The organism is Pseudodonghicola xiamenensis DSM 18339 (genome assembly GCF_000429365.1).
GTDB lineage: Bacteria > Pseudomonadota > Alphaproteobacteria > Rhodobacterales > Rhodobacteraceae > Pseudodonghicola > Pseudodonghicola xiamenensis.
Window position 1 is genome coordinate 1 of sequence record NZ_AUBS01000034.1, and the last position, 21,078, is coordinate 21,078.

18 protein-coding genes, 1 tRNA gene, 1 pseudogene and 1 riboswitch are annotated in these 21,078 nt (G+C 64.5%); of the genes and pseudogenes, 13 read left to right on the plus strand and 7 right to left on the minus strand.

Features of this window, described 5'->3' with window-relative positions; all coding sequences use genetic code 11:
- The 4 genes and pseudogenes from G455_RS27000 to G455_RS0118520 form a co-directional block, all read right to left on the minus strand.
- A pseudogene (locus G455_RS27000) lies at positions 1–160 on the minus strand (IS481 family transposase); the annotation flags it as partial.
- 439 nt (positions 161–599) lie between these two features.
- Positions 600–674 (minus strand) — tRNA-Glu (locus G455_RS0118510).
- Positions 675–753: 79 nt separating this feature from the next.
- On the minus strand, positions 754–2,496 hold the full coding sequence (recJ, locus tag G455_RS0118515) for a single-stranded-DNA-specific exonuclease RecJ (RefSeq protein WP_028095062.1): 1,743 nt from the start codon (positions 2,494–2,496) through the stop codon (positions 754–756).
- Positions 2,497–2,602: 106 nt separating this feature from the next.
- Positions 2,603–3,349 (minus strand): GntR family transcriptional regulator, encoded by a 747-nt coding sequence (locus G455_RS0118520; RefSeq protein WP_084437127.1) that lies wholly within the window; start codon positions 3,347–3,349, stop codon positions 2,603–2,605.
- Between the two features lie 236 nt (positions 3,350–3,585).
- On the opposite strand from G455_RS0118520, the gene G455_RS0118525 reads away from it, so the two are divergent.
- The 12 genes from G455_RS0118525 (at position 3,586) to G455_RS24620 (ending at position 17,126) form a co-directional block, all read left to right on the plus strand.
- The gene (locus G455_RS0118525) at positions 3,586–4,356 is read left to right on the plus strand and encodes a class II aldolase/adducin family protein (protein WP_051312615.1); all 771 of its coding nucleotides are present in this window, start codon (positions 3,586–3,588) and stop codon (positions 4,354–4,356) included.
- A gap of 5 nt (positions 4,357–4,361) precedes the next feature.
- A complete protein-coding gene (locus G455_RS0118530; protein ID WP_028095065.1) occupies positions 4,362–5,315 on the plus strand; it encodes an NAD(P)-dependent oxidoreductase in 954 nt (317 codons plus the stop codon).
- A gap of 63 nt (positions 5,316–5,378) precedes the next feature.
- Positions 5,379–7,007 (plus strand): amidohydrolase, encoded by a 1,629-nt coding sequence (locus G455_RS0118535; RefSeq protein ID WP_028095066.1) that lies wholly within the window; start codon positions 5,379–5,381, stop codon positions 7,005–7,007.
- Positions 7,007–7,945 carry an ABC transporter permease gene (locus G455_RS0118540; protein ID WP_028095067.1) on the plus strand — a complete coding sequence of 313 codons (939 nt, stop codon included), beginning with the start codon at positions 7,007–7,009 and terminating at the stop codon, positions 7,943–7,945. The genes G455_RS0118535 and G455_RS0118540 overlap by 1 nt, the downstream gene beginning before the upstream one ends.
- Positions 7,942–8,862 carry an ABC transporter permease gene (locus G455_RS0118545; protein WP_028095068.1) on the plus strand — a complete coding sequence of 307 codons (921 nt, stop codon included), beginning with the start codon at positions 7,942–7,944 and terminating at the stop codon, positions 8,860–8,862. The genes G455_RS0118540 and G455_RS0118545 overlap by 4 nt, the downstream gene beginning before the upstream one ends.
- A 62-nt stretch (positions 8,863–8,924) precedes the next feature.
- Positions 8,925–10,520, plus strand: coding sequence for an ABC transporter substrate-binding protein (locus tag G455_RS0118550; RefSeq protein WP_051312616.1), 1,596 nt, complete (start codon positions 8,925–8,927; stop codon positions 10,518–10,520).
- A gap of 112 nt (positions 10,521–10,632) precedes the next feature.
- Complete coding sequence (locus G455_RS0118555) at positions 10,633–12,093, plus strand: amidohydrolase family protein (RefSeq protein ID WP_028095070.1); 1,461 nt, start codon at positions 10,633–10,635, stop codon at positions 12,091–12,093.
- Positions 12,090–13,097, plus strand: coding sequence for an ABC transporter ATP-binding protein (locus G455_RS0118560; RefSeq protein ID WP_028095071.1), 1,008 nt, complete (start codon positions 12,090–12,092; stop codon positions 13,095–13,097). The genes G455_RS0118555 and G455_RS0118560 overlap by 4 nt, the downstream gene beginning before the upstream one ends.
- The gene (locus G455_RS24615; RefSeq protein ID WP_035367003.1) at positions 13,094–14,161 is read left to right on the plus strand and encodes an ABC transporter ATP-binding protein; all 1,068 of its coding nucleotides are present in this window, start codon (positions 13,094–13,096) and stop codon (positions 14,159–14,161) included. The genes G455_RS0118560 and G455_RS24615 overlap by 4 nt, the downstream gene beginning before the upstream one ends.
- Positions 14,162–14,260: 99 nt before the next feature.
- Positions 14,261–14,353: riboswitch (TPP riboswitch) on the plus strand.
- Positions 14,354–14,480: 127 nt separating this feature from the next.
- Positions 14,481–15,296 (plus strand): bifunctional hydroxymethylpyrimidine kinase/phosphomethylpyrimidine kinase, encoded by an 816-nt coding sequence (gene thiD / locus G455_RS0118570; protein WP_028095072.1) that lies wholly within the window; start codon positions 14,481–14,483, stop codon positions 15,294–15,296.
- A gap of 3 nt (positions 15,297–15,299) precedes the next feature.
- Complete coding sequence (locus tag G455_RS0118575; protein WP_028095073.1) at positions 15,300–16,064, plus strand: 3-oxoacyl-ACP reductase; 765 nt, start codon at positions 15,300–15,302, stop codon at positions 16,062–16,064.
- Positions 16,065–16,208: 144 nt separating this feature from the next.
- Complete coding sequence (locus G455_RS24620; protein WP_051312617.1) at positions 16,209–17,126, plus strand: hydroxyacid dehydrogenase; 918 nt, start codon at positions 16,209–16,211, stop codon at positions 17,124–17,126.
- Between the two features lie 49 nt (positions 17,127–17,175).
- Here the strand turns inward: G455_RS24620 and G455_RS0118585 are convergent, their stop codons facing one another.
- From G455_RS0118585 to G455_RS0118595, 3 genes are read right to left on the minus strand one after another with little or no spacing between them, the layout of a single operon-like run.
- A complete protein-coding gene (locus tag G455_RS0118585; RefSeq protein ID WP_051312618.1) occupies positions 17,176–17,688 on the minus strand; it encodes an Lrp/AsnC family transcriptional regulator in 513 nt (170 codons plus the stop codon).
- Positions 17,685–18,545: a VOC family protein gene (locus tag G455_RS0118590; RefSeq protein WP_028095075.1), complete on the minus strand. Its 861-nt coding sequence runs from the start codon at positions 18,543–18,545 to the stop codon at positions 17,685–17,687. The genes G455_RS0118585 and G455_RS0118590 overlap by 4 nt, the downstream gene beginning before the upstream one ends.
- A gap of 20 nt (positions 18,546–18,565) precedes the next feature.
- On the minus strand, positions 18,566–19,276 hold the full coding sequence (locus tag G455_RS0118595; protein ID WP_028095076.1) for an SDR family oxidoreductase: 711 nt from the start codon (positions 19,274–19,276) through the stop codon (positions 18,566–18,568).
- A gap of 189 nt (positions 19,277–19,465) precedes the next feature.
- Here G455_RS0118595 and G455_RS0118600 point away from each other — a divergent pair, with 189 nt between their 5' ends.
- Complete coding sequence (locus tag G455_RS0118600) at positions 19,466–21,058, plus strand: ABC transporter substrate-binding protein (RefSeq protein ID WP_028095077.1); 1,593 nt, start codon at positions 19,466–19,468, stop codon at positions 21,056–21,058.
- Positions 21,059–21,078 lie beyond the last annotated feature (20 nt).

Genomic DNA, 21,078 nt, shown 5'->3' on the forward strand with positions numbered 1-21,078 from the left:
GCAGCAATGTGTGCCGTCGGAACGCAACGAGCATGGCTTCCTCTTCTTCGCTGAGAACGGTTGAGCGCGGCTTCCGAGGCCCGGTCTTGCGATCATCGACGGTCTGTCGCTTGCGCCACTTCGCGACCGTTTTGGGGTTGATCCCGTCCTGCGCGGCGATTGATCCACTGGATCAATCGCTTGTCGCTTGGACCCCAGGCTCAGCTCCGCGATCGAAGCTTGCGATCGCTGTATTGCTGCTCTGACGGCGTGCGTGCCCTCTCGGCAGATTTGCTATGCAAATCGCCTGCCGGGTAACAGTACGTGGCGCTGCCGTGACGAATTGGCCCCATAATGCTTCCTTCCATTCCAACGAAAGGATCACACCATCAAACCTTGGGATCAAACACCTAGAATGTTCTTCGACTCGCGCTTCGGCGTCAATCGCGGGTTTCACAATACATCGCGCCCACCTGCCCGGACCTTGGCGTTCACGAATGCGTGATCACTCCCCCGCCTGCGGCGGATCGGAAGGTGCCGATTTTTTGCTGTAGTAGTTCTGTAGTAGAATTTTGCGCTTTGAGAATTTGAAAGCAAAATCAATCACTTACACAGATAAGTGGCAGCCCGTAGGGGAGTCGAACCCCTCTTTCCAGGTTGAAAACCTGGCGTCCTAACCGATAGACGAACGGGCCACGCTGTGGTGAGCGGTTCTTTAGGCAATCGCGCCGCCCCCCGCAAGATAAAATCGGCGCGAGGGTGAAGTTTTTTCGCTCAGGCCTCGGCGGCGTCCTCAAGGCGGAGCTGGACACTCTGCCGGCCGCCCCAGGTGTTGATCTCCAGCCGTCCGGCAAGGTGAAAGCGGGCGCCGCCATGGTTTTCCAGCCGTGGCCCCAGATCGGTATCGAAGGCGCCGAAGGCGATGGCGTCGAGCCGGCCTTCCATCCCGTCCGAGAGCGACAGCTTCAGGTGGCTGGACCCGACCCGCTTGGCATAGCGAATCTGCACGTCGGGCAGGGCGAAGCGTGGGGCGGGGGCGCCGGCGCCATAGGGGCCTGCGCGCTCCAGATCCTCGATCAGTGGCACGGTGGCGGCGCCAGGCATCAGCAGCCCGTCGAGCTTCAGATCGGAAGGCCCCAGACTACCGGCGCCCTGTCGCTCCAGCAGCTCGGCCAGCCGCGCCATCGCCGGTTCCAGCTGGTCGCGCGCAACGGTGAGCCCGGCCGCCATCTTGTGGCCGCCGCCCTTGATCAGCAGCCCCTCGGTTGCCAGCCGGTGAATCGCGGCGCCGAGGTCGATGCCCGAGACCGAACGGCCCGAGCCTTTGCCCTCGGCCCCATCAAGGCCGATCACCACGGCGGGGCGATTGGCGGCCTCCTTCAGCCGCGAGGCGACGATGCCGACGACGCCCGGGTGCCAGCCTTCGCCGGCGGCCCAGACCAGAGGCGCATCTAGTCCGCGGGCCTCGGCCTGGTCCATCGCGGCGGCGCGCACCGCCTCTTCGATCTCGCGCCGTTCGGTGTTGAGCTGGTCCAGCCGTTCAGCCAGTGCCTGCGCCTCGATCGGGTCTTCGGTGGCCAGCAGCCGGGCGCCCAGATCAGCCTTGCCGATACGGCCGCCGGCATTGACGCGCGGCCCCAGCAGAAAGCCCAGGTGATAGGAGTTCGGCGCCGAATCCATCCGCGCCACATCCGACAGCGCCACCAGCCCGGGGCGTTTGCGCTGCGCCATCACCCGCAGGCCCTGGCGCACCAGCGCCCGGTTGGCGCCGATCAGCGGGGCGACATCGGCGACCGTCGCCAGCGCCACCAGATCCAGCATCGCCATCAGATCGGGACCGGGGGCCTGGCCGCCGTCGCGCAATTGCCGTCGCACCTCGACCAGCATCAGGAACACCACGCCGGCGGCGCAGAGATAGCCCAGATCGCCATCCTCGTCCTGCCGGTTGGGGTTCACCACCGCCAGCGCAGGTGGCAGGGTTTCGCCGCCCAGGTGGTGGTCCAGCACGATGACATCGGTGCCCTTGGCGGCGGCAATCGGCTCATGGCTCAACGTGCCGCAGTCGACGCAGACGATCAGATCGTGACGGGCGGCGAGATCGCGCATCGCGGGTTCGTTGGGGCCATAGCCTTCGTCTATGCGGTCGGGAATATAAAGTGTCGGGGAGAGCCCCATCTGCCTGAGCCAGATCAGCAGCAACGCGGCAGAGCTGCCGCCGTCGACATCGTAATCGGCGAAGACCGCGATCCGCTGGCGCCCGCGCACGGCGGCAACAAAGCGCCTGGCCGCCTTTTCCATGTCGCGCAGGCGGCGCGGATCGGGCAGCAGGTCCTTCAGTTGCGGTGCAAGGAAGCCCTGCGCCTCTTCCTGTGGCACGCCGCGCCGGGCCAGCACCTGGGCCACGGGGCGGGGCAGGCCGGTGATCTGGGTCATGGCCTCGGCGGCACGATCGGTCTCCACATCCGGGCCGACCCACCGCCGCCCGGTCAAGGATCGTTCCACACCCAGGAATGTCATCCGTCTCGCCCCTTGTTCTGTCGCTTCGCCACGCATGCCGCAGCCTGCGCTGGATAAGCCATTTCCGGCGGAGAGGGGAGGTCAAAATGCCCTCGGGGGCCGGCTGTCAGCGCAGCAGGCGATTGCGCTGGTCGTCGCTGAGCTTGTCGAGATTGGTCAGATCGAAGGCGCCGGTGCGAAACAGCTGCACCACATGGATCTGGGCATCCTGAAGATGTTCGTGCAGTTCGGCGCGCAGGCGGGCGGGGTCGCGGGCGCGTAGCGCCTTGATCAGCGGATCGTGCGATCGTGCGATTTCTTCGGGATCGTCATAGAGCTGTCCCACCAGTGCGATACCGGCCCTGAGTTCTGCGGCGATCTGATCGAACAGTCGCAGGATGCGGGAATTGCCGCCCAGTTCGCAGAGCATGCGGTGAAAGGCGAAATCCTGCACTACCTGTTCCTGGGTCTGGCCTTCGTCGGCCAGATCATAGAGCTTTTGCACCTGCGCCTCCAGTCGCGCGCAATCGGCCTTGGTCATCCGGGCGACGGCGGCCTCGGCGGCATGCAATTCCAGGCATTCGCGCAGGTCATAGACCTCTTTCAGCTCATCGGCGTCATAGGCGTGGACGAAAAAGCCCCGCCGCGGATGCGAGACGATCAGGCCCTGGCTTTCCAGCAGTCTCAACCCTTCGCGCACCGGCGCCCGCGAGGTGCCGAGTTCGCGGGCGAGCCGCGCGTCGGCGACCTTTTCCCCCGGACGCAATCGGCCGTCGCCGATGGCGCGCAACACCTGATCCGCCACCCGGCTGGCCAGGTCGGCGGGTTGCAGGGTTTCGAAGATCTGCGGCTCGGGGGATTGGTCGTCGCTCATTCCTGCCATGGCTCCTTGGATAAATCTGGCCCGTGCGGCGTCTCCTCTGGCCGCCGGCCAATACCTCTAACGTGGCTGTGCCCGTTTCGGGGGCAATAAGTGGCTTGTCATCCAATTTCCAGAAAATCTTGCTTTGCGTCGATTGTCGACAGTTGAATTAAAAAAATTGTCGTCCTAGCGTCGATTCACCGCGACAGAGTGCCGCTCCCCCCGGAGTGGCGAGACAGGAGACAGGAATGGTACTGCACGAGCGTATTTCGGCCGCTCATCCGACGGAACGTGTCGAACTGGCTGCGGCCTATCGGCTGATCGCCGAATTCGGCATGGACGACAGCATTTTCACCCATATCTCGGCCAAGGCCCCGAAAAGCGAAGGGGAGCATGCCTTTCTGATCAACCCCTACGGGTTGCGCTTTGACGAGGTGACAGCGGGGGGGCTGGTTGCCATTGATATCGAGGGTGAGATTCTGAACGATCCCTATGGCGCCGGTATCAACAAGGCAGGTTTCACCATTCACTCGGCGATCCACGCGGCGCGGCCGGATGTCGCCTGTGTTCTTCATACCCATACGGTCGCAGGTGTCGCTGTCGCTTCGATGAAAGAGGGGCTCCTACCGCTGAATCAGTGGTCGGCTCCGTTCTTCAACCGGATTGCGTATCACGATTACGAAGGCATCGCGCTGAACCTTGAGGAACGCGCCCGAATCGTGGCCGATCTGGGGAACAAGTCGGCGATGATCCTGCGCAATCACGGGCTTCTGACCTGCGGTCGTACGGTCGGTGAGGCGTTTCGGGCGATGATAGATCTGGAGCGTGCCTGCCGGGCTCAGATCGCGGTGATGGGCAGCCGGCAGACGCCTAACCAACTGTCGGACGAACTGGCCGAATTTACCGCGCGGCAGGAAGAGGGGTGGGCGGAACAGCATCAGGCCGCCGGCAAGCCTGACGCGGAATGGGACGCTTATCTGCGTCTGTGCAAACGGCGCCATCCGGATTTCGATCAGTGATGGATATGTCGACCAAACCCCTGATCCCGGTCGTCGCCCTGTCAGAGGTGTTCGATCTGTCGACGGTCTTCGCGGATGAGGGGCGATCGGGGGTTCAGATTCTGCGCCCCGATCAGATCGACGATCCCGCGTCTATCGAATTCGCCCTGGCCTGGCGGCCGGCGGACGATGCTTTCGATTCCTTTCCCAATATCCGGCTGGTTTCTTCCATCGCTGCGGGTGTCGACAGCATCATCGCCTGCCCGTCGCTGCCCGAAACTGCAGTGGTCTCGCGCATCCGGGACGAGGCGCAAGCGCAGATGATGGCGGGTTTCGCGGCCTGGAACGTGGTCTGGCATCACCGCCGGATCGGCGATTTCGTCAAGAACCAGGCGACACGCACCTGGGAACGCAGCTTTCGGCCCGCGCTGCCGGGGCAGGTGACGGTCGGGGTTCTGGGGTTCGGTCTGATGGGACGCATGTGCGCCCGGGCGATCGCCGCAATGGGGTATCGCGTTCTGGCGGCGCGCCGTTCGACCGCTGCGACCGAGGATGAGCCGGGGGTCAAGGTGATCTCGGGGGCCACGGCACTGGCCGAGGTCGCGGCGCAGGCACAGATTCTGGTCAACGTGCTGCCGCTGACCGAGGAGACCCGCGATTTCCTCAATCACGATTTTTTCGCGCAGATGCCCGAAGGGGCGAGCCTGGTGCAGATCGGCCGGGGCGAACATCTGGTCGAGGCTGATTTCCTCGAGGCGCTCGATCAGGGCCGGATCGCTTCGGCCACGGTCGATGTCTTCCGGCAGGAACCGCTGCCGCCGGATCATCCGTTCTGGGCACGCCCCGAAATTCTGATCACGCCGCACAAGGCCTCGGATTCCACCAGGGACGAAATCCTTCGGCAATTGGCGGAAAACTGCATCGCGATCAGCGAAGGGCGGATGCCGCCCGGCGCGGTCGATCTGAGCGCGGGCTACTGATCATGCCCGCCGCATCCGGCCAGCCCGGATCCTCCCAGACATGCTTTCATTGAAAGGTTCGACATGACCACCCCCACCCGTATTCTCACCAATGGCAAGATTTGGTGCGGTTTGAAGGAAGGTTTCGCAGAGGCGCTCGCCATTGCGGGCGACAAGGTGCTTGCCACGGGCGCCGCTGACGAGATCGCCGCGCTGGCCGGGCCGGAGACCGATATCATCGACCTGGACGGCAAATTCGCCGTTCCGGGCCTGAACGACGCCCATATGCACCTTTATCTCTACGGTCTGAACCTGCTGCAGGTGGACCTGCGGCCGCGTGCCGGGGTGCGCAGCATTCAGGCGCTGCTCGATCGGGTGAAGGCGGCGGCAGAGCAATTGCCCCCGGGCGCCTGGATCATCGGGCGCGGCTATGATCACGACAAGCTGACCGAGCTGCGCCACCCTCATATGAAGGAATTGGACACGGTCGCGCCGAACAACCCGGTGATGCTGTCGCGGGCCTGCGGCCATGCGGCGGTTGCCAATACGCTGGCGCTGCAGGCCGGTGGCATCGGTCACAACACGCCGCAGCCCTATGGCGGCCATATCGGCCGCGATGACCAGGGGATGCTGAGCGGCCTGTTGCTGGAAAACGCCCGGGTGCCGGTGCAGCAGGCGCAGCCGCAGCCCTCGGTCGACGATCTGGTCAACGCCATCGAACGCGGCGGTCAGGAATTGTTGAAGCTGGGCGTCACCTCGGTGATGGAAGCGGCGATCGGCATGGGCATCGGCGAGGGCGAGCTTGACGCCTATCTCAAGGCGAATGAGACCGGCCGTCTGCCGGTGCGCGTTGCTGGCACGCTGATGGGCGATCTGGAGCGCAACGTGCTGGATTACGCCTATGGCAAGGGGCTGGTGACCGGGGTCGGGGACAACATGTTCCGCATCGGGCCGGTGAAGATTTTCACCGACGGCTCCATCGGTGGCTATTCCGCCTGGATGAGCGAGCCCTATTACAAGCAGCCCGATAATTACGGCGTGCCCTGCCTGAACCAGGAGCAGACCGACGAACTGGTGATGAAGGCCCACAAGATGGGGTATCAGATGGCACCCCACGCCATCGGCGACGCCGCCATCGGCATGGTGCTCGCGGCCTATGAAAAGGCCTATGCTGCCGAGCCGGCCGAGGATCGCCGCCACCGGATCGAACATTGCGGCTGGCATACGCCCGAGCAGCTTGAACAGATGAAGGCGATGAAGGTGATCCCTGCCGGCCAGCCTTCGTTCCTCTATTTCTTCGGCGACGGCTATTTCATGTGCATGGGCCCGGACAAGCCGAAGAAGAGCTATCCGTTCAAGACCTGGCTCGAGTCCGGCCTGCACCCCTCCGGGTCGACCGATTGTCCGGTGACCGAACCCGATCCGCTGCCCTCGCTCTATGGCATGATCGCGCGCAAGTCCGACACCGGCCAGTCGCTGGGCGAGGAGGAGCGGCTGAGTGTCGCCGAGGCGCTGCACTGCTATACCTATGAAAGCGCCTACGGTGTCCATGACGAGAAGATCAAGGGCCGGCTGACCCCCGGGCAGCTTGCCGATGTGGCGGTCTTCGACACCAACTTCTTCGAGGTGGAGCCGGAGGCCATCCTCGACGCCAAATGCGAGATGACGATCCTGGGCGGTGAGGTGGTCTACAGCCGCGAGGGCGCCGCCTGATGCTGAGAACGATCATCGACCGTCTGCTTCTGTCGATCCCGGTGCTTCTTGGGGTGCTGTTGTTCGGCTTCCTGCTGTTGCAGCTTGTCCCGGGCGATCCTGCCCGGGTCGTCGCCGGCCCGACCGCGACCCCCGAGATCGTCGCCCAGATCCGTCAGGAAATGGGGCTGGACCGGCCGGTTCTGGTCCAGTTCTGGGCCTATCTGGAACGCATGGCCCAGGGCGACATGGGGCGGTCGATGATTTCCAACAAGACCGTGACGTCGGAGCTGGGTGCCGCCGTCGGCCCGACGGTCGAGCTGATGCTCGCCAGCCTGGTCTGGTCGGTGCCGATCGGTATCGCCATGGGAACCGCGGCGGCGGTGCTGCGCGGATCGCTCGCCGACCGGGTGGTGATGGGGCTGTCGGTGGCCGGCGTGTCGCTGCCGATCTTCTTCATCAGCCTGCTGTTGATCCAGTATCTGGGTGTGGTCTGGCCGATCTTTCCCTTCATCGGCAGGCCCGGGCCCTGGTACACGCCCGAAGGCTTCATGGCGCTGTTCCTGCCGGCCCTGTCGCTGGGGCTGATCCTGATCGGCCCGGTGGCGCGGATGACCCGGTCGTCGGTGCTCGAGGTGCTGAAGCTCGATCACGTGCGCACAGCGCGGGCCAAGGGCCTGTCGGAAATCCGCGTGGTGCTGAAACACGGGCTCAGGAACGCGCTGATCCCGGTGATCACACTGATCGGGCTGCAGGCGGGCTATCTGCTGGGCGGCGCCGTGGTGACCGAGACCATCTTTTCCTGGCCGGGGCTGGGGCGGCTGGTGGTCGGCGCGATCCTGTCGTCGGATTTCACTGTGGCGCAGGGGGCGGTTCTGCTCTTCGCACTGGGGTTCATCACCATCAACCTGATCATCGACATTCTCTATTCCATTCTTGATCCGAGGGTGCGCAAATGACCTTGGCTGCCACAGATCCCGAAGACATCACCGCGGTGACCGAAGAGGGCACGGCCACTGCCGCCCCGCCGGCGCGCGCCCATTGGTTCCGCCGTCTGCTGCGCGACCGTGCTGCCGCTCTGGCGCTGTTCACCCTGACGCTGATCATCCTGGGTGCACTCTTCGCTCCGCTCCTCGCGCCCTTCGATCCGGCATCGAATTCGCGGTCGATCATGACGCCGCCGGCTTGGAGCTCCATGGGCGAGCCGCAGCACCTGCTGGGCACCGACGGGCAGGGGCGGGATATCCTGTCTCGGTTGCTCTATGGCACCCGGCTGACGCTGCTGATCGGCTTCGTCGCCGTCGGCATAGGCGGCGCCATCGGGTCGCTGATCGGGCTGCTGTCGGCCTTCTACGCCCGGCTGGACCCTTGGGTGATGCGCGGTGTCGATGTGCTGCTGTCGTTCCCGGCGATCCTGCTGGGCCTGGCGCTGGTGGCGGTGATGGGGCAGGGCATCACGCCGGTGATCATCGCGCTTGCGGTTTCCTCGGTGCCCGATTGCGCCCGGATCGCCCGCGGCATCGCGGTGGGCGTGATGAAACAGGAGTTCATCGAGGCCGGCCGCGCTGTCGGTCTGTCGGACCTGGCGCTTTTCAACCGCTATCTGCTGCGCAACTGCATCTCTTCGATCATGATCTTCATCTCGCTGCGCTTCGGTCAGGTGGTGCTGATCGGTGCCACGCTGTCCTTCCTGGGTCTCGGCGCCCGACCGCCCGCAGCCGAGCTGGGGATGATGGCCTCTCAGGGGCGGGAGTTCCTGCTGTTCGCGCCGCATATCGCAGTGATCCCCTCGGTTCTGATTTTCGTCATCGTGCTGTCGGCCAATGTCGCCGGCGATGCGCTGCGGGACGTGCTCGACCCGCGTCTGCAAGCCTGATCCGCACAGGCGGGGCGGGCTCAATAATAAAACTAAATAATCCAACAAGGAGAATACGTTACATGATCCCTCTGAACCTTACTCCGGTTTCCGCTCGGCTGCGGCTTGGGCTGGCGGCCCTGGCCACGGCGGTTGCCCTGCCGGCCGCCGCGCAGGAACTGACCATCATCCGTGAAATCGACTCGAACCATTATGATGCCCCGCGCACCGCGGCGCTGGCGGGATCGGAAGTCCTGTTCATGATGGCCGATACCGTTGTCGGCCTGGCCGAGGACATGAAGACCATCGAACCGCTTCTGGCCGAAAGCTGGACGGTATCCGATGACGGGCTGACCTATACCTTCAAGATCCGCGGCGATGTCACCTTCTGCGACGGCAAGAAGATGACCTCCGAAGACGTGGCCTATTCGCTGAACCGCTGGCTTGACCCGGAAACCAAATCGCCGGTGCGCTGGCGGATGGGGGACGTCAAGTCGATCACCGCGCCGGATGCCACCACTGTGGTCTATGAGCTGAACGCGCCGCATTCCGAACTGCTCTATCAACTGGCGCAGAGCTTCGGGTCGATCGTCGACAAGGACACGGTCGAGAAACTGGGCAAGGATTTCGGCGTCACCGGCTTCAACGGTACCGGCCCGTTCTGCTGGGAGAGCTGGACGCCGCGTGACAAGCTGGTGCTGACCCGGCATGAAGATTACCACTGGGGACCGGCGAACTATGAAAACCGCGGGCCTGCCCAGGTGGAAAAGATCACCTGGCAGGTGGTGCCCGAGGCCGCGACCCGCACCGTCGCGTTGATGACCGGGCAGGGCCAGGTCAGCCCCTATGTGCCCTTCATCGGGGTCGACAAGCTGCGCAAGGCGCCCATGGTCGAGCTGGCGGAATCGGACGAAGCCTTCTGGACCAACTACATCGGTTTCAAGATCGACAAGGACGGGGTTGATGATCCGCGGGTCCGGCAGGCCATCAACTGGGCGGTCGATCAGGCCGCCATGGCCGAGGATCTGTTCTTCGGTGAAGTGCAGCCGGCTTATTCCTATGTCTCGAAAGGGGCGCTGGATTACGATCCCAAGGTCGAACCCCTGCTGCAGAAATACGATCCTGAAAAGGCGGCGCAACTGCTGGACGAGGCGGGCTGGAAGCTGAACGCAGACGGCAAGCGTGAAAAGGACGGCAAGCTGCTGCAACCGGTGGTCTATACCTTCACCGGCTCCTGGCAGCAGGTGGTGGAATCGGTTCAGGCCTATCTGCTGAAAGTCGGGATCGACATGCAGATTCAGCCCTTCGATGCCACCGTCGCATGGGGCAAGCTGGCGACCCAGGAATTCGACATGTTCACAATGGGCTTCCCCTATGTCTCTGCCGGGGACGCGCTGAACCTCTATTTCCGCTCGTCGAACATGCCGTCGCCGAACCGGATGAACTGGAACGATCCGGAAACCGACAAGCTGCTTTATGAAGGCTCCACCGCCGTCAGTGACGAGGTTCGGGCCAAGGATTACGGCGTGGTGCAGGAGAAGGTGACCGAGGCTGCCGTCTGGCTGCCGATCTATCACAAGCCGATGCAGATCGCCTATTCCAACAAGCTGAAGCCCTTCACCGCCCATAACATCTATGGTGCCGGTCTCTATAAGGGGCTGCAGCTCGGCTACAAGTGATCCCGGTCTTTCCCCGGAGGCCGCAGGGCATCCGGGAACCGCGATCCCGGACAGGGCCACGACGGCCCTGTCTTCTCCCTCTCCGTTTTCAAGACCCGAGGACCCCGCCGGCATGTCCGATACGCCCCGCGCTCCTGCCACAGTCATCCGCAATGCCGCTTTTATCGTGGCCTGGGACGATGCAGCCCTTGGCCACCAGTTGATCGAAAATCAGGATCTCGCCTTTGCCGGCGATCGTATCCTTCAGGTCGGTGGCCAATGGACCGGCCCCGTCGCGGAAGAGATCGACGGCCGTGACCGCCTTGTCAGCCCCGGGCTGGTCGATATTCATTCACATCCCTCATCCGAACCGATGAACAAGGGGATGCTCGATGAACTGGGCTCTCCCGGGCTCAGGATGTCGTCGCTTTATGAATTCATGCCGCTGTTCCGCCCCGATCTTGCGGGCACGCATGCGGCCTCGAAGGTTGCCTTCAGCGAACTGGCGCTGTCGGGTGTGACCACCATTGTCGATCTCTCCGTCGCCTATGAGGGCTGGGTCGATATCCTCGCCGCCTCGGGGCTGCGCGCGGTGGCCGCGCCGATGTACCGCTCTGCCCGCTGGTTCACCAAGACCGGCCATTCTGTGGACTACGATTGGGCCGAGGATGACGGTCGCGGTGCCATGGAAGAGGCGCTCGCCGTGATTGACGCCGCCACCGCTCATCCCTCGGGGCGGCTGTCGGGGATGATCGCGCCGGCGCAGATCGACACCTGTTCCGCCGCGCTGATCCAGGACAGTTTCGCCGAGGCGCAGGCACGCGGCATCCCGATGCAGATCCATGCCGCCCAGAGCATGGTCGAATTCAACGAGATCACCGCCCGCCATGGCCGCACCCCGATCGAATGGCTTGACGATCTGGGGGTGCTGAAACCGGGGCTGATCATCGGCCACGGCATCTTTCTGAACGATCACCCCTGGGCCGGCTGGCCGGGGTCGAGCGATTTCGCACGCCTCGCCGGCTCGGGCGCGGCGGTGGCGCATTGTCCGACGGTGTTCCAGCGTCGCGGCGTCGCCATGCGCAGCCTTGGCCGCTATTTGCGCGGCGGCATTCCGATCGGGATCGGCACCGATACCTATCCCCACAACATGCTGGAAGAGATCCGCCACGCGCTGATCAATTCGCGGCTGATGTCGGGCGATGTCTATGACATCCGCGCCTCTGATGCCTTCGATGCCGCCACCGTGGGCGGGGCCGCGATCCTCGGGATGGAGGATATCGGCAAGCTTGCCCCGGGCGCGAAGGCCGACCTCTTTCTCGCCGATACCAGGCATCGGGCAATGCGGCCGCTGCGCGATCCGCTGAATTCGCTGATCTATGTCGCCGGCGAACGCGCGGTGACCGATACCTTCGTCGATGGCCAGGCGCTGGTACGCGATGGCGTGCCTCTGGCCTTCGACATCAACGCCGAGCTCGACGGGCTGGAGGCGGCGCAACGCCGGGCCGAAGCGCAGTTCCGCGAATTGGATTTCCGCCATCGCAGCCACGATCAGGCCGCGCCCATCACCTATGCAGAAGGGAATGACGCATGAGCCCCGCAAGCCAGGCCAAGGATGCCCCGCTGCTGGAGGTGAAAGACCTCCAGATCGAATTCAAGACCGAGGGTGGGGTGTTCCGTGCCGTCGACGGGGTCAGTTTCTCGGTTCGTCGTGGTGCGACCCTGGGGGTGGTGGGGGAAAGCGGCTGCGGCAAGTCGGTGTCTTCGCTCGGCATCATGGGGCTGATCCCGACACCGCCGGGCCGATATGCCGGTGGTGAGGTGCTGTTCGAGGGGCGCGACCTGCTGAAAATGTCGGCCAAGGATCGTCGTGGCCTGCGGGGCGGGCGCATGGGAATGATCTTTCAGGAACCCATGACCTCGCTCAATCCGGTCTATACGATCGGCGATCAGATCATCGAAAGCCTGCGGGCGCATCGCCGGGTCAACCACAAGGAAGCGCGTGAGCGCGCGGTGGAGTTGCTCGATCTGGTGCGGTTGCCGTCGCCGTCGAAGCGGGTGGACGATTTCCCGCACCAGCTTTCCGGCGGGCAGCGGCAGCGGGTGATGATCGCCCTGGCGCTGGCCAATGATCCGGAACTGCTGATCGCGGACGAACCGACCACAGCGCTCGATGTGACGATCCAGGCGCAGATCCTCGATCTGATGCGTGACCTGTCGGACCGCACCGGCGCTGCCATCATGCTGATCACCCATGATCTGGGCGTGGTGGCCGAGACCTGTGACGAGGTGGTGGTGATGTATGCCGGCCGGGTGGTCGAACGCGCCTCGGCCCGCGATCTGTTCCAGGCGCCGATGCACCCCTATACGCTGGGGCTGATGGCCGCCGTGCCGCGTCTTGATGAAAAGGGCAGCCGGCTGGAGACCATTCCCGGATCGGTGCCGCCCCCCTGGGCGATGCCCAAGGGGTGCCGCTTCGCTTCGCGCTGTCCGCTGGCGACCCAGCAATGCCGCGCTGAACAGCCGCCGCTGCGGGCCATCGACGGTGACCGGCTGGTCGCCTGCTGGCGCGCGCCCATCGAGGAGATCGCCGCATGAAACCGCTGGTTCTCGAAGTCGACAGCCTGACCAAACATTTCCCGCTGGGCGGTGGGCTGTTTCGCAAGCCCGTGCATGTGGTGCAGGCGGTCTCGGATGTTTCCTTTACCGTCGCAGCGGGCGAGACGCTGGCTATCGTCGGCGAATCCGGTTGTGGCAAGTCCACCACTGGCCGCGCCATCATGCGGCTGACCGAACCCACTGCCGGTTCGGTCAAGCTCGACGGGGAGGAGGTGACCGCGCTTTCTTCCGGGCGGTTGCAGGCGATGCGGCGCAACATGCAGATGGTGTTTCAGGATCCCTTTGGATCGCTGAACCCGCGCATGACTGTGCGCGAGACGCTGATGGAGCCGATCCTGCTGCATGGCGTCGCCTCGGGTGAACGGGCGCGGCATTGGGTCGATGAACTGCTGAAGACGGTGGGCCTGGCCGAGCATCACGCCGACCGCTATCCGCATGAATTCTCCGGCGGTCAGCGGCAGCGGATATGCATTGCGCGCGCGCTGTCGACCCGGCCGCGGCTGATCGTCTGCGACGAACCGGTCTCGGCGCTGGATGTCTCGGTGCAGGCGCAGATCGTCAACCTGCTGCAGGATCTGCAGCAAAAGCTGGGGCTGGCCTATGTCTTCATCAGTCACGATCTGTCGGTGGTGCGTCATATCGCCGACCGGGTGGCGGTGATGTATCTTGGCCGGATCGTCGAACAGGCGCCGGCAGAACAGCTTTTCGCCGATCCGCGCCATCCCTATACCCGGGCGCTGATTTCGGCCGCGCCGCGTCCGGTGCCGGGATTGCGCACGGCGAGCGAACCGCCCGAGGGGGATGCGCCTTCGGCGCTGAACCCGCCGTCGGGCTGTGCCTTTCATCCGCGTTGTCCGCTGGCAAGCGACATTTGCAAGCAAACCCGGCCCGAGCTGGGCTCGGTGGGCGCGGGGGGCACTCTGGTCGCCTGCCATCACGCCGACGCGCCGGCCCCGGTGGCGCTGGAGCCGGCGCCGCCGGTTTCGGCCAGCCTGGCCGCGAGGCTTGCTGTGCTGGCAGCCGCGCGGCAGGCGGCTGAGTGACAGGGTAGGGCTACGGCCCGGTGGATCAGACAGCGGATCAGACACTGGATCAGACACCGGACGGCCGGCTTGACATTGTGAACCGTGGCGGATTGAGTGCGGCGCAGACGGGGGCGTCCGGAGACGGGCTGAGAAGAACCCTTCGAACCTGAACCAGATCATGCTGGCGGAGGGAGTCTGAAGCCGGTCCACCACGCCCTCACGGGCCTTCCGACGGTCTTCGCTCTTCCCCGCGCCAGGTGGGGAACGCGATGAGACAGACCGGGATTGATCCTTTGAACAGATGTTGGCCGCTCCTTCGGGCCGTGGGGGGGCTGGTATGATCCCCAATATCCTGTCCATTGCTGGTTCCGACCCATCGGGGGGGGCCGGTATTCAGGCAGATATCAAGGCGATTTCAGCCAATGGCGGCTATGCGATGGCGGCGCTGACGGCGCTGACCGCGCAGAACACCGGCGGCGTCAGTGCCGTCGAGCCGGTGCGCCCGGAGATGATCCGCGAGCAGATCGCGATGATCCGCCAGGACATCCGCATCGACGCGGTCAAGATCGGCATGTTGGGCTCGGCCGAGACCATCGCCACCGTGGCCGGTGCGCTGGAGGGGCTGGCGGCGCCCATCGTGCTCGACCCGGTGATGGTGGCGAAAAGCGGCGATCGCCTGCTGGCGGCCGAAGCTGTCGCGGCGCTGCGCGATTTCCTGCCTCGGGCGCGGGTGATCACCCCGAACCTGCCCGAGGCCGCCGATCTGCTGGGGTGTCCCGAGGCCTCCAACCGGACCGAGATGGAGGAGCAGGCGCGTGCGCTGCTGGCGCTGGGGTCTGAGGCGGTGCTGCTGAAGGGCGGTCATCTGCTGGGGGAGGATTGCCCCGATCTGCTGGTCGAAGGCGAGACGCTGCACTGGAGCGTCGGGCCGCGCCACGCCACGGCCAATACCCATGGCACCGGCTGCACCCTGTCTTCTGCCCTGGCCTGTTGGCTGGGTCATGGCCTGCCGCTGGCGCAGGCGGTCGAACGCGCCAAGGCCTATGTCGCCGGTGCCATCGCGGCGGCGGACCAATTGCAGGTGGGCCATGGTCATGGCCCCACCAACCATTTTTTCACTCTCACCGAAACCCAGATGGAAAAGGGCTGCTGAGCCATGATCAAACCGCTTTCTGACCAGACCGTTCTTGTCACTGGCGCCGGTCGCGGCCTGGGGGCCGCGATCGCCCGCGCCTTCGCGCGCGAAGGTGCCCGGGTCGCCATCAATTATCGCAACAGCGATGCCGCCGCCCGGGCATTGGCCGAGGAGCTGGGGCCGTGTGCCCAGGCCTTCCACGCCGACGTGACCCGACCAGAGGAGGTCGCCCAGATGGTCGCGGCAATCACCGACAGCCTCGGCGCGCCGGATGTGCTGGTGCATAACGCGCTGGCCGATTTCTCGTTCAACGGCGATGCGCGCGCCCATCTCGATCAACTGAGCTGGGCCGAAATCGGGCGGCAGACCGAAACCGCCGTTGGTGGGGCGCTGAATTGCCTGCAGGCGCTGCGCGATCACTTCGCGGCGCAGGGATATGGCCGGGTCGTCACTATCGGCACCAATCTGGTGCAGAACCCGGTGGTGCCCTATCACGATTACACCACTGCCAAGGCGGCGCTTTTGGGCTTTACCCGCACCGCCGCGAAGGAATTGGGGCCGCTCGGTGTGACCGTCAACATGGTGTCGGGCGGGCTGCTGCGCACCACCGATGCCAGCGCCGCCACGCCCGAGGCGGTGTTCGACATCATCGCCAGTCAGACACCGCTGGGGCAGGTGACCACGCCGGACGAACTGGCCGATGCTGTGCTGTTCTTCGCCTCGCCGTGGGCGCGGGCGGTCACCGGGCAGAACCTGGTGGTCGATGGCGGGCTGGTCTTCGACTGATCGGGCGGGGACCGGGAACTGCTGCCGCTTTGATCGCGTTCTGTCGGGGTGGCTGAAAGCTGTACGGGCGGCAGAGATCGAGGATTTCACCCGTCCGCTGGCCCTGCTATCGGTCTGCGGTATCCAGAAGCCGGAGACCGAGCCATGAAATGCGTGATCCTTCAGCCCATTGATCGAAGCGGGTTGGACATCCTTGCCGCCGGTGGGGTGGAGCCGGTGCCGGCCCCTTCGACCGATCTCGAGGTCTTGGCGCCGCTCCTGGCCGGGGCGGAGGCCGCGATCACTCGCAACTGGGGCTTTCCGCCTGTGGCCTTCGATCTGGCGCCGTCCCTGCGGGTGCTGGGGGTGCATGGCACCGGCACCGACCGGGTGGCCATGGATATCGCCCGCGCGCGGGGTATTCCGGTTGTGACCGCCCCCGGCGCCAATGCGCAGAGCGTGGCGGAACATGCGCTGGGGCTGATGCTGGCGGTGGCGCGCGGCATTCCCGCCTCGGACCGGGCGATGCAGGCGGGGGATTACGACTTTCGCGAAAGGTTCCGCGGGGTTGAGCTGTCCGGGCTGTGCCTTGGGCTGTGGGGCTGGGGTCAGATCTCGCAGCTTTTCGCGCCGATGGCCCGGGCGCTGGGGATGCGGGTGCTGGTCCATTCCGCCCATGCCGATGCCGCCGCGCTGGCGGCGCAGGGCTATGAGGTCGCTCGCGATGTGGGGGATCTGCTGGCGCGTGCCGATGTGCTCTCGCTGCACGGTCGTCCGGGACCGGTGCCGGTTCTGGGCCGGACTGAGATCGCGGCGATGCGCCCGGGCGCCATTCTGGTCAATACCGGGCGCGGGGCGCTGGTCGATGAGGCGGCGCTGGCCGAGGCCCTGCGGGAGGGCCGGATTTTCGGGGCCGGGCTCGATGTCTTCACCCGCGAGCCGCTGCCCGAGGACAGCCCGCTTTATGGCTGTCCCCGGCTGATCATGACCCCGCATGTCGGCGGCAGCACCGAAGCGGCGCTGATCCGCACCGCGAGCACCGTGGCGCGGGGCGTTCTGGCCGCGCTCAAGGCGCGGGAGTAGGGCGTCGGGCCGGCGCAACCGCTGGCCGGAAGGGGCCCGAACGGGAGAGCTAGAGGTATTTGGTTGGCACCGCGGTGGTGAATTTCAGCTCCTCCATCGAGATCATCGAATTGACTTGACTGAAGTCCAGCCGCTCGATCATCCGCTTGTAGACGGCGTCATAGCTCTCCATGTCGGGCACCACGACCTTGAGGATGTAATCCACCGTTCCGGTAAGCCGGTAGGCCTCGAGGATTTCGGGGATTTCGTCGATCAGGGCGCGGAACTTGTTCAGCCAGTCGATTTCGTGCCGTGGGGTGCTGATGCCGATGAAGACGGTCAGCGGCACATTGGCGCGGGTCTGGTCGACCAGGGCAACGCGCCGGGTGATCAGACCGGCCTCTTCCATCCGCTTGATGCGGCGCCAGCAGGGGGTGGCCGACAGGCCCACAGTCTCGGAGATCGCCTGCATCGGGGTGTCGCTGTCCTGCTGCAACAGTTCGAGGATGCGCTGGTCTATCTCGTCGAAAGTGATGCTTTCGGCAGGCTTCGTGCCGGTCTTGCGCGGTTTGGTCTCTGTCATGCGGGGACGAATTCCACGATGACGCCGGCGGCATGTTCCGGTCCGATGGCAAGCCCGGCGGCGGTCTCGATCGGAGCGATGCCGGCCTTGTCCACGCAGGCTTTTGCCGCCGCCATATCCGCGACCTTGATCTGCAGAACGGTGAAGGCGCCCTGTGCCGTGGCGGAAAGATCGGCGCCGGGATAGGCGGCTGCCATCGCCTCGGGCGTCAGCAGCTTCAGCGGAGCCGAGGCCTCGCCGGTGGTGACGGTGGCAATGCCGTCCTCGATGCTGACGGCGCCCGCCGCCCAGAGCCGGGCAAAGCCCGTTGCATCCTGCTCCGGCGCGTCCGAGATCGCCAGAATGGCGCTCAGCCCGCAGGCGGTGTTGGCATGGTCCAGAAGTTCGGGGATCCAGACGGTGTCACGGGTCTTGTGCTGGCACATGAAGACGATGCCGTGGGGGACTTCGGAGGAAACGAAGGAAAGGGTGGAAAATGCGGCCTCGCCCTGGCTGCCATCGGGCAGGGGGACCGGGCGGGCAAAGCTGTTCAGCCCTTCGGTGGCGATCCCCAGATCGTTCAGCGCCTGGGCGGCCACGGCCGCGTCGTCGATCCGGCAGGCAATCGCCATCAGCCCCTGGCCGGTGGTTTCCAGCGTGGCGCGGCGGGCGGCGTTAAGTTCGGTCGGCTTCAAGATCCCCAGCAGCTCGAAGTAATCTTGGGGGAACATGATGGTGTAATTCGCGGTGCCCTTGGCCTCGGAATGGGTGCCACGCGGCGACAGGGTGAAGCCGAGCGCGGCGAATTGTCGGGCGGCATCATCGAGATCGTTCACCAGGGCGAAGCAGTGGTCGATGCCTTTGACGGGATGGGTCATGTGATGTCTCCTCTGGGGGCTCAGCGGCGGACCGGGGCCAGGACGATTTCGTGAACGGCGACGTTCGGGTTCATATTGGCTACGTAAAGCGCGGTTTCGGCCATGTCCTCGGGCTGGATCATCGCCGGCAGCCGCGCGGAATCGAAGCCCGGACGTCGGGTCAGCAGCGGTGTGGCCACCTCGGCCGGGCAGAGCGCGGTAGAGCGGATGCCATTCACTCCCTCCTGATCGTTCAGACTGGCCGACAGATCGCTCAGCGCGTGTTTCGAGGCGCCATAGGCGACGCCGCCGACGGCGGAATGGAACCGTCCGGCCCAGCTTGAGGTATGGATCATGATCCCGTCCTTCTGGGCGCGCATGACCGGCAGGCAGGCGGCGATCACATTTAGCGCGCCGGTAACATTGATGTCGAACACCTTGTCCCAGCTTTCCCAGTCGAGATCTTCCCACCGGCGCTTGGGAATGTTGAGCCCGGCATTGTTGCACAGCACATGCAGTCCGCCACCCCAGGCCGCGATCTCGGAGGCCGCCGTGGCCATGCCGGGCCGGTCGGTCACGTCACCCGGAACGATCAGGGAAGGGGCGCCTTCGGGCAAAGCGGCGGCAACCTTTTCAAGGCTGTCGCGGGTGCGCCCGGTCAGCGCCACACCGAAGCCCGCGCCGGCGAAGGCCTGCGCCATGGCGGCCCCGATCCCCGAGCCCGCGCCGGTGATCCAAACGATCTTTTTCACCTGAAACCCCCTGTTGCGTCATTATTTTTGAATATGTATACCAATTAATAATCTCATCCTAGTTGTTTTTTCTAAATAGGAATAAGATTTTGGTGTTTCATGTTGACATCACGCGTTCGTGCGGCCCAGTTTACTCACGCACCAAGGGGCAAGGCCCGTGGGGCGCCAATCGACCGGGAGAAACCAGACATGAAGCAACATCTCAGATCATTGGGCCTGGCCCTGGCGACGGCGGGGGCGTTTGGCTCCGCTGCGACCATGGCACAGGCCGAGGACGTGCAAAAGGGCGGGACCGCCGTCATCCACATGATTTCCGAGCAGCGCATCCTGAATCCCGCGCTGAGGGCCTCGACCGGGGTCTACAACATCACCGGCAAGATCATGGAACCGCTGATCGACAAATCCTATGACGGCTATGTGCCGGTGCTGGCGACCGAGTGGTCCTCCTCCGACGACGGTCTGCACATCACCCTGAAGCTGCGCGACGGCGTGAACTGGCACGATGGCAAGCCCTTCACCTGCGACGATGTGGCCTTCAGCGCCATCGAGCTGTGGAAAAAGCTGCTGAACTATTCCTCGGCGCTGCAGGCGAACCTGGAAACGGTCGATTGCCCCGATCCGCATACCGCCGTCTTCAACTATTCCAAGCCGATGCCGATGGAACTGTTCCTGGCGGCGATGCCGGATCTTGGCCATCCGGTGCCCAAGCACCTCTATGAGGGCACGGACATCCTGAAGAACAAGTACAACACCGCCCCCGTCGGCACCGGCCCGTTCAAGTTCGTCGAATACGAACGCGGCCAATATGTCATGGCGGTGAAGAACGAAGATTACTGGCGCGAGGGGTATCCCTATCTCGACCGGATCGTCTGGCGCTTCATCAAAGACAAATCCGCCGCCGCCGCTGCGCTGGAAGCGGGCGAGGTGCAGGAGTCGGGATTCATCGGCGTGTCGATGGCCGATGTCGAACGTCTGTCCAAGGATGACCGTTTTGACGTGGGCACCAAGGGCTATGAGAACAACGTCGCCCATTCGACCGTCGAGTTCAACCATCGCAACCCGATCCTGGCCGATCTGAAGGTGCGTCAGGCGATGTATCACGGTCTTGATATCGACTATGCGATCAAAACCATCATGCGCGGCTATGCCAAGCCGGGCCGGGGTCCGATCCCGACCGCCGGCGGTGCGAATTACACCGACGACGTTCCGACCTATGCCTATGATCCTGAGCTTGCCAAGAAGATGCTCGACGAGGCCGGCTATCCGGTGAAGGAGGACGGCTATCGCTTCCACCTGCGCCACCGTCCGGCCCCCTGGGGGGAATACACCCAGCTCTGGGCTGAATATTACGCCCAGGCGATGAAAGAGATCGGCATCGACGTCGAGATCCTGACCAACGATGCCCCGGGCTTCCTGAACGGTGTCTATCGCGATCATGATTTCGACACTGCCAACGGCTGGCATCAGTTCCGCTCTGACCCTGCCGTGTCGACCATGGTCTGGCTGCGCTCGGGTCAACCCGAAGGCACCCCCTGGACCAACCAGTTCGGCTGGAAGGACGAGGAAATGGACAAGATGATCGACGAGGCCGCCTCAGAGCTCGATCCCGCCAAGCGCGCCGAGATGTATCACGCCATCCAGCGCCGCGAGATGGAAGAGCTGCCGGTGATCTTCGCAATCGAACATCCCTTCATCTCGGTCACCTCGAAGAAGCTGCACAACCACCACAATACCCCGCGGTGGAATTCCTCGAGCTGGTATGATCTGTGGATCGAACAGTAATCTGACCCGATGGACGGGCG

Excerpts from the sequence above, each read along its gene's own strand:
- thiD (WP_028095072.1), top strand. The coding sequence starts at position 14,481 with ATGATCCCCAATATCCTGTCCATTGCTGGTTCCGACCCATCGGGGGGG.
- G455_RS24615 (WP_035367003.1), top strand. The coding sequence starts at position 13,094 with ATGAAACCGCTGGTTCTCGAAGTCGACAGCCTGACCAAACATTTCCCG.
- G455_RS0118560 (WP_028095071.1), top strand. The coding sequence starts at position 12,090 with ATGAGCCCCGCAAGCCAGGCCAAGGATGCCCCGCTGCTGGAGGTGAAA.
- G455_RS0118520 (WP_084437127.1), bottom strand. The coding sequence starts at position 3,349 with ATGAGCGACGACCAATCCCCCGAGCCGCAGATCTTCGAAACCCTGCAA.
- G455_RS0118540 (WP_028095067.1), top strand. The coding sequence starts at position 7,007 with ATGCTGAGAACGATCATCGACCGTCTGCTTCTGTCGATCCCGGTGCTT.
- G455_RS0118555 (WP_028095070.1), top strand. The coding sequence starts at position 10,633 with ATGTCCGATACGCCCCGCGCTCCTGCCACAGTCATCCGCAATGCCGCT.
- G455_RS0118530 (WP_028095065.1), top strand. The coding sequence starts at position 4,362 with ATGTCGACCAAACCCCTGATCCCGGTCGTCGCCCTGTCAGAGGTGTTC.
- G455_RS0118600 (WP_028095077.1), top strand. The coding sequence starts at position 19,466 with ATGAAGCAACATCTCAGATCATTGGGCCTGGCCCTGGCGACGGCGGGG.
- G455_RS0118535 (WP_028095066.1), top strand. The coding sequence starts at position 5,379 with ATGACCACCCCCACCCGTATTCTCACCAATGGCAAGATTTGGTGCGGT.
- G455_RS0118545 (WP_028095068.1), top strand. The coding sequence starts at position 7,942 with ATGACCTTGGCTGCCACAGATCCCGAAGACATCACCGCGGTGACCGAA.
- recJ (WP_028095062.1), bottom strand. The coding sequence starts at position 2,496 with ATGACATTCCTGGGTGTGGAACGATCCTTGACCGGGCGGCGGTGGGTC.
- G455_RS0118585 (WP_051312618.1), bottom strand. The coding sequence starts at position 17,688 with ATGACAGAGACCAAACCGCGCAAGACCGGCACGAAGCCTGCCGAAAGC.
- G455_RS0118550 (WP_051312616.1), top strand. The coding sequence starts at position 8,925 with ATGATCCCTCTGAACCTTACTCCGGTTTCCGCTCGGCTGCGGCTTGGG.
- G455_RS0118575 (WP_028095073.1), top strand. The coding sequence starts at position 15,300 with ATGATCAAACCGCTTTCTGACCAGACCGTTCTTGTCACTGGCGCCGGT.
- G455_RS0118525 (WP_051312615.1), top strand. The coding sequence starts at position 3,586 with ATGGTACTGCACGAGCGTATTTCGGCCGCTCATCCGACGGAACGTGTC.
- G455_RS0118590 (WP_028095075.1), bottom strand. The coding sequence starts at position 18,545 with ATGACCCATCCCGTCAAAGGCATCGACCACTGCTTCGCCCTGGTGAAC.
- G455_RS24620 (WP_051312617.1), top strand. The coding sequence starts at position 16,209 with ATGAAATGCGTGATCCTTCAGCCCATTGATCGAAGCGGGTTGGACATC.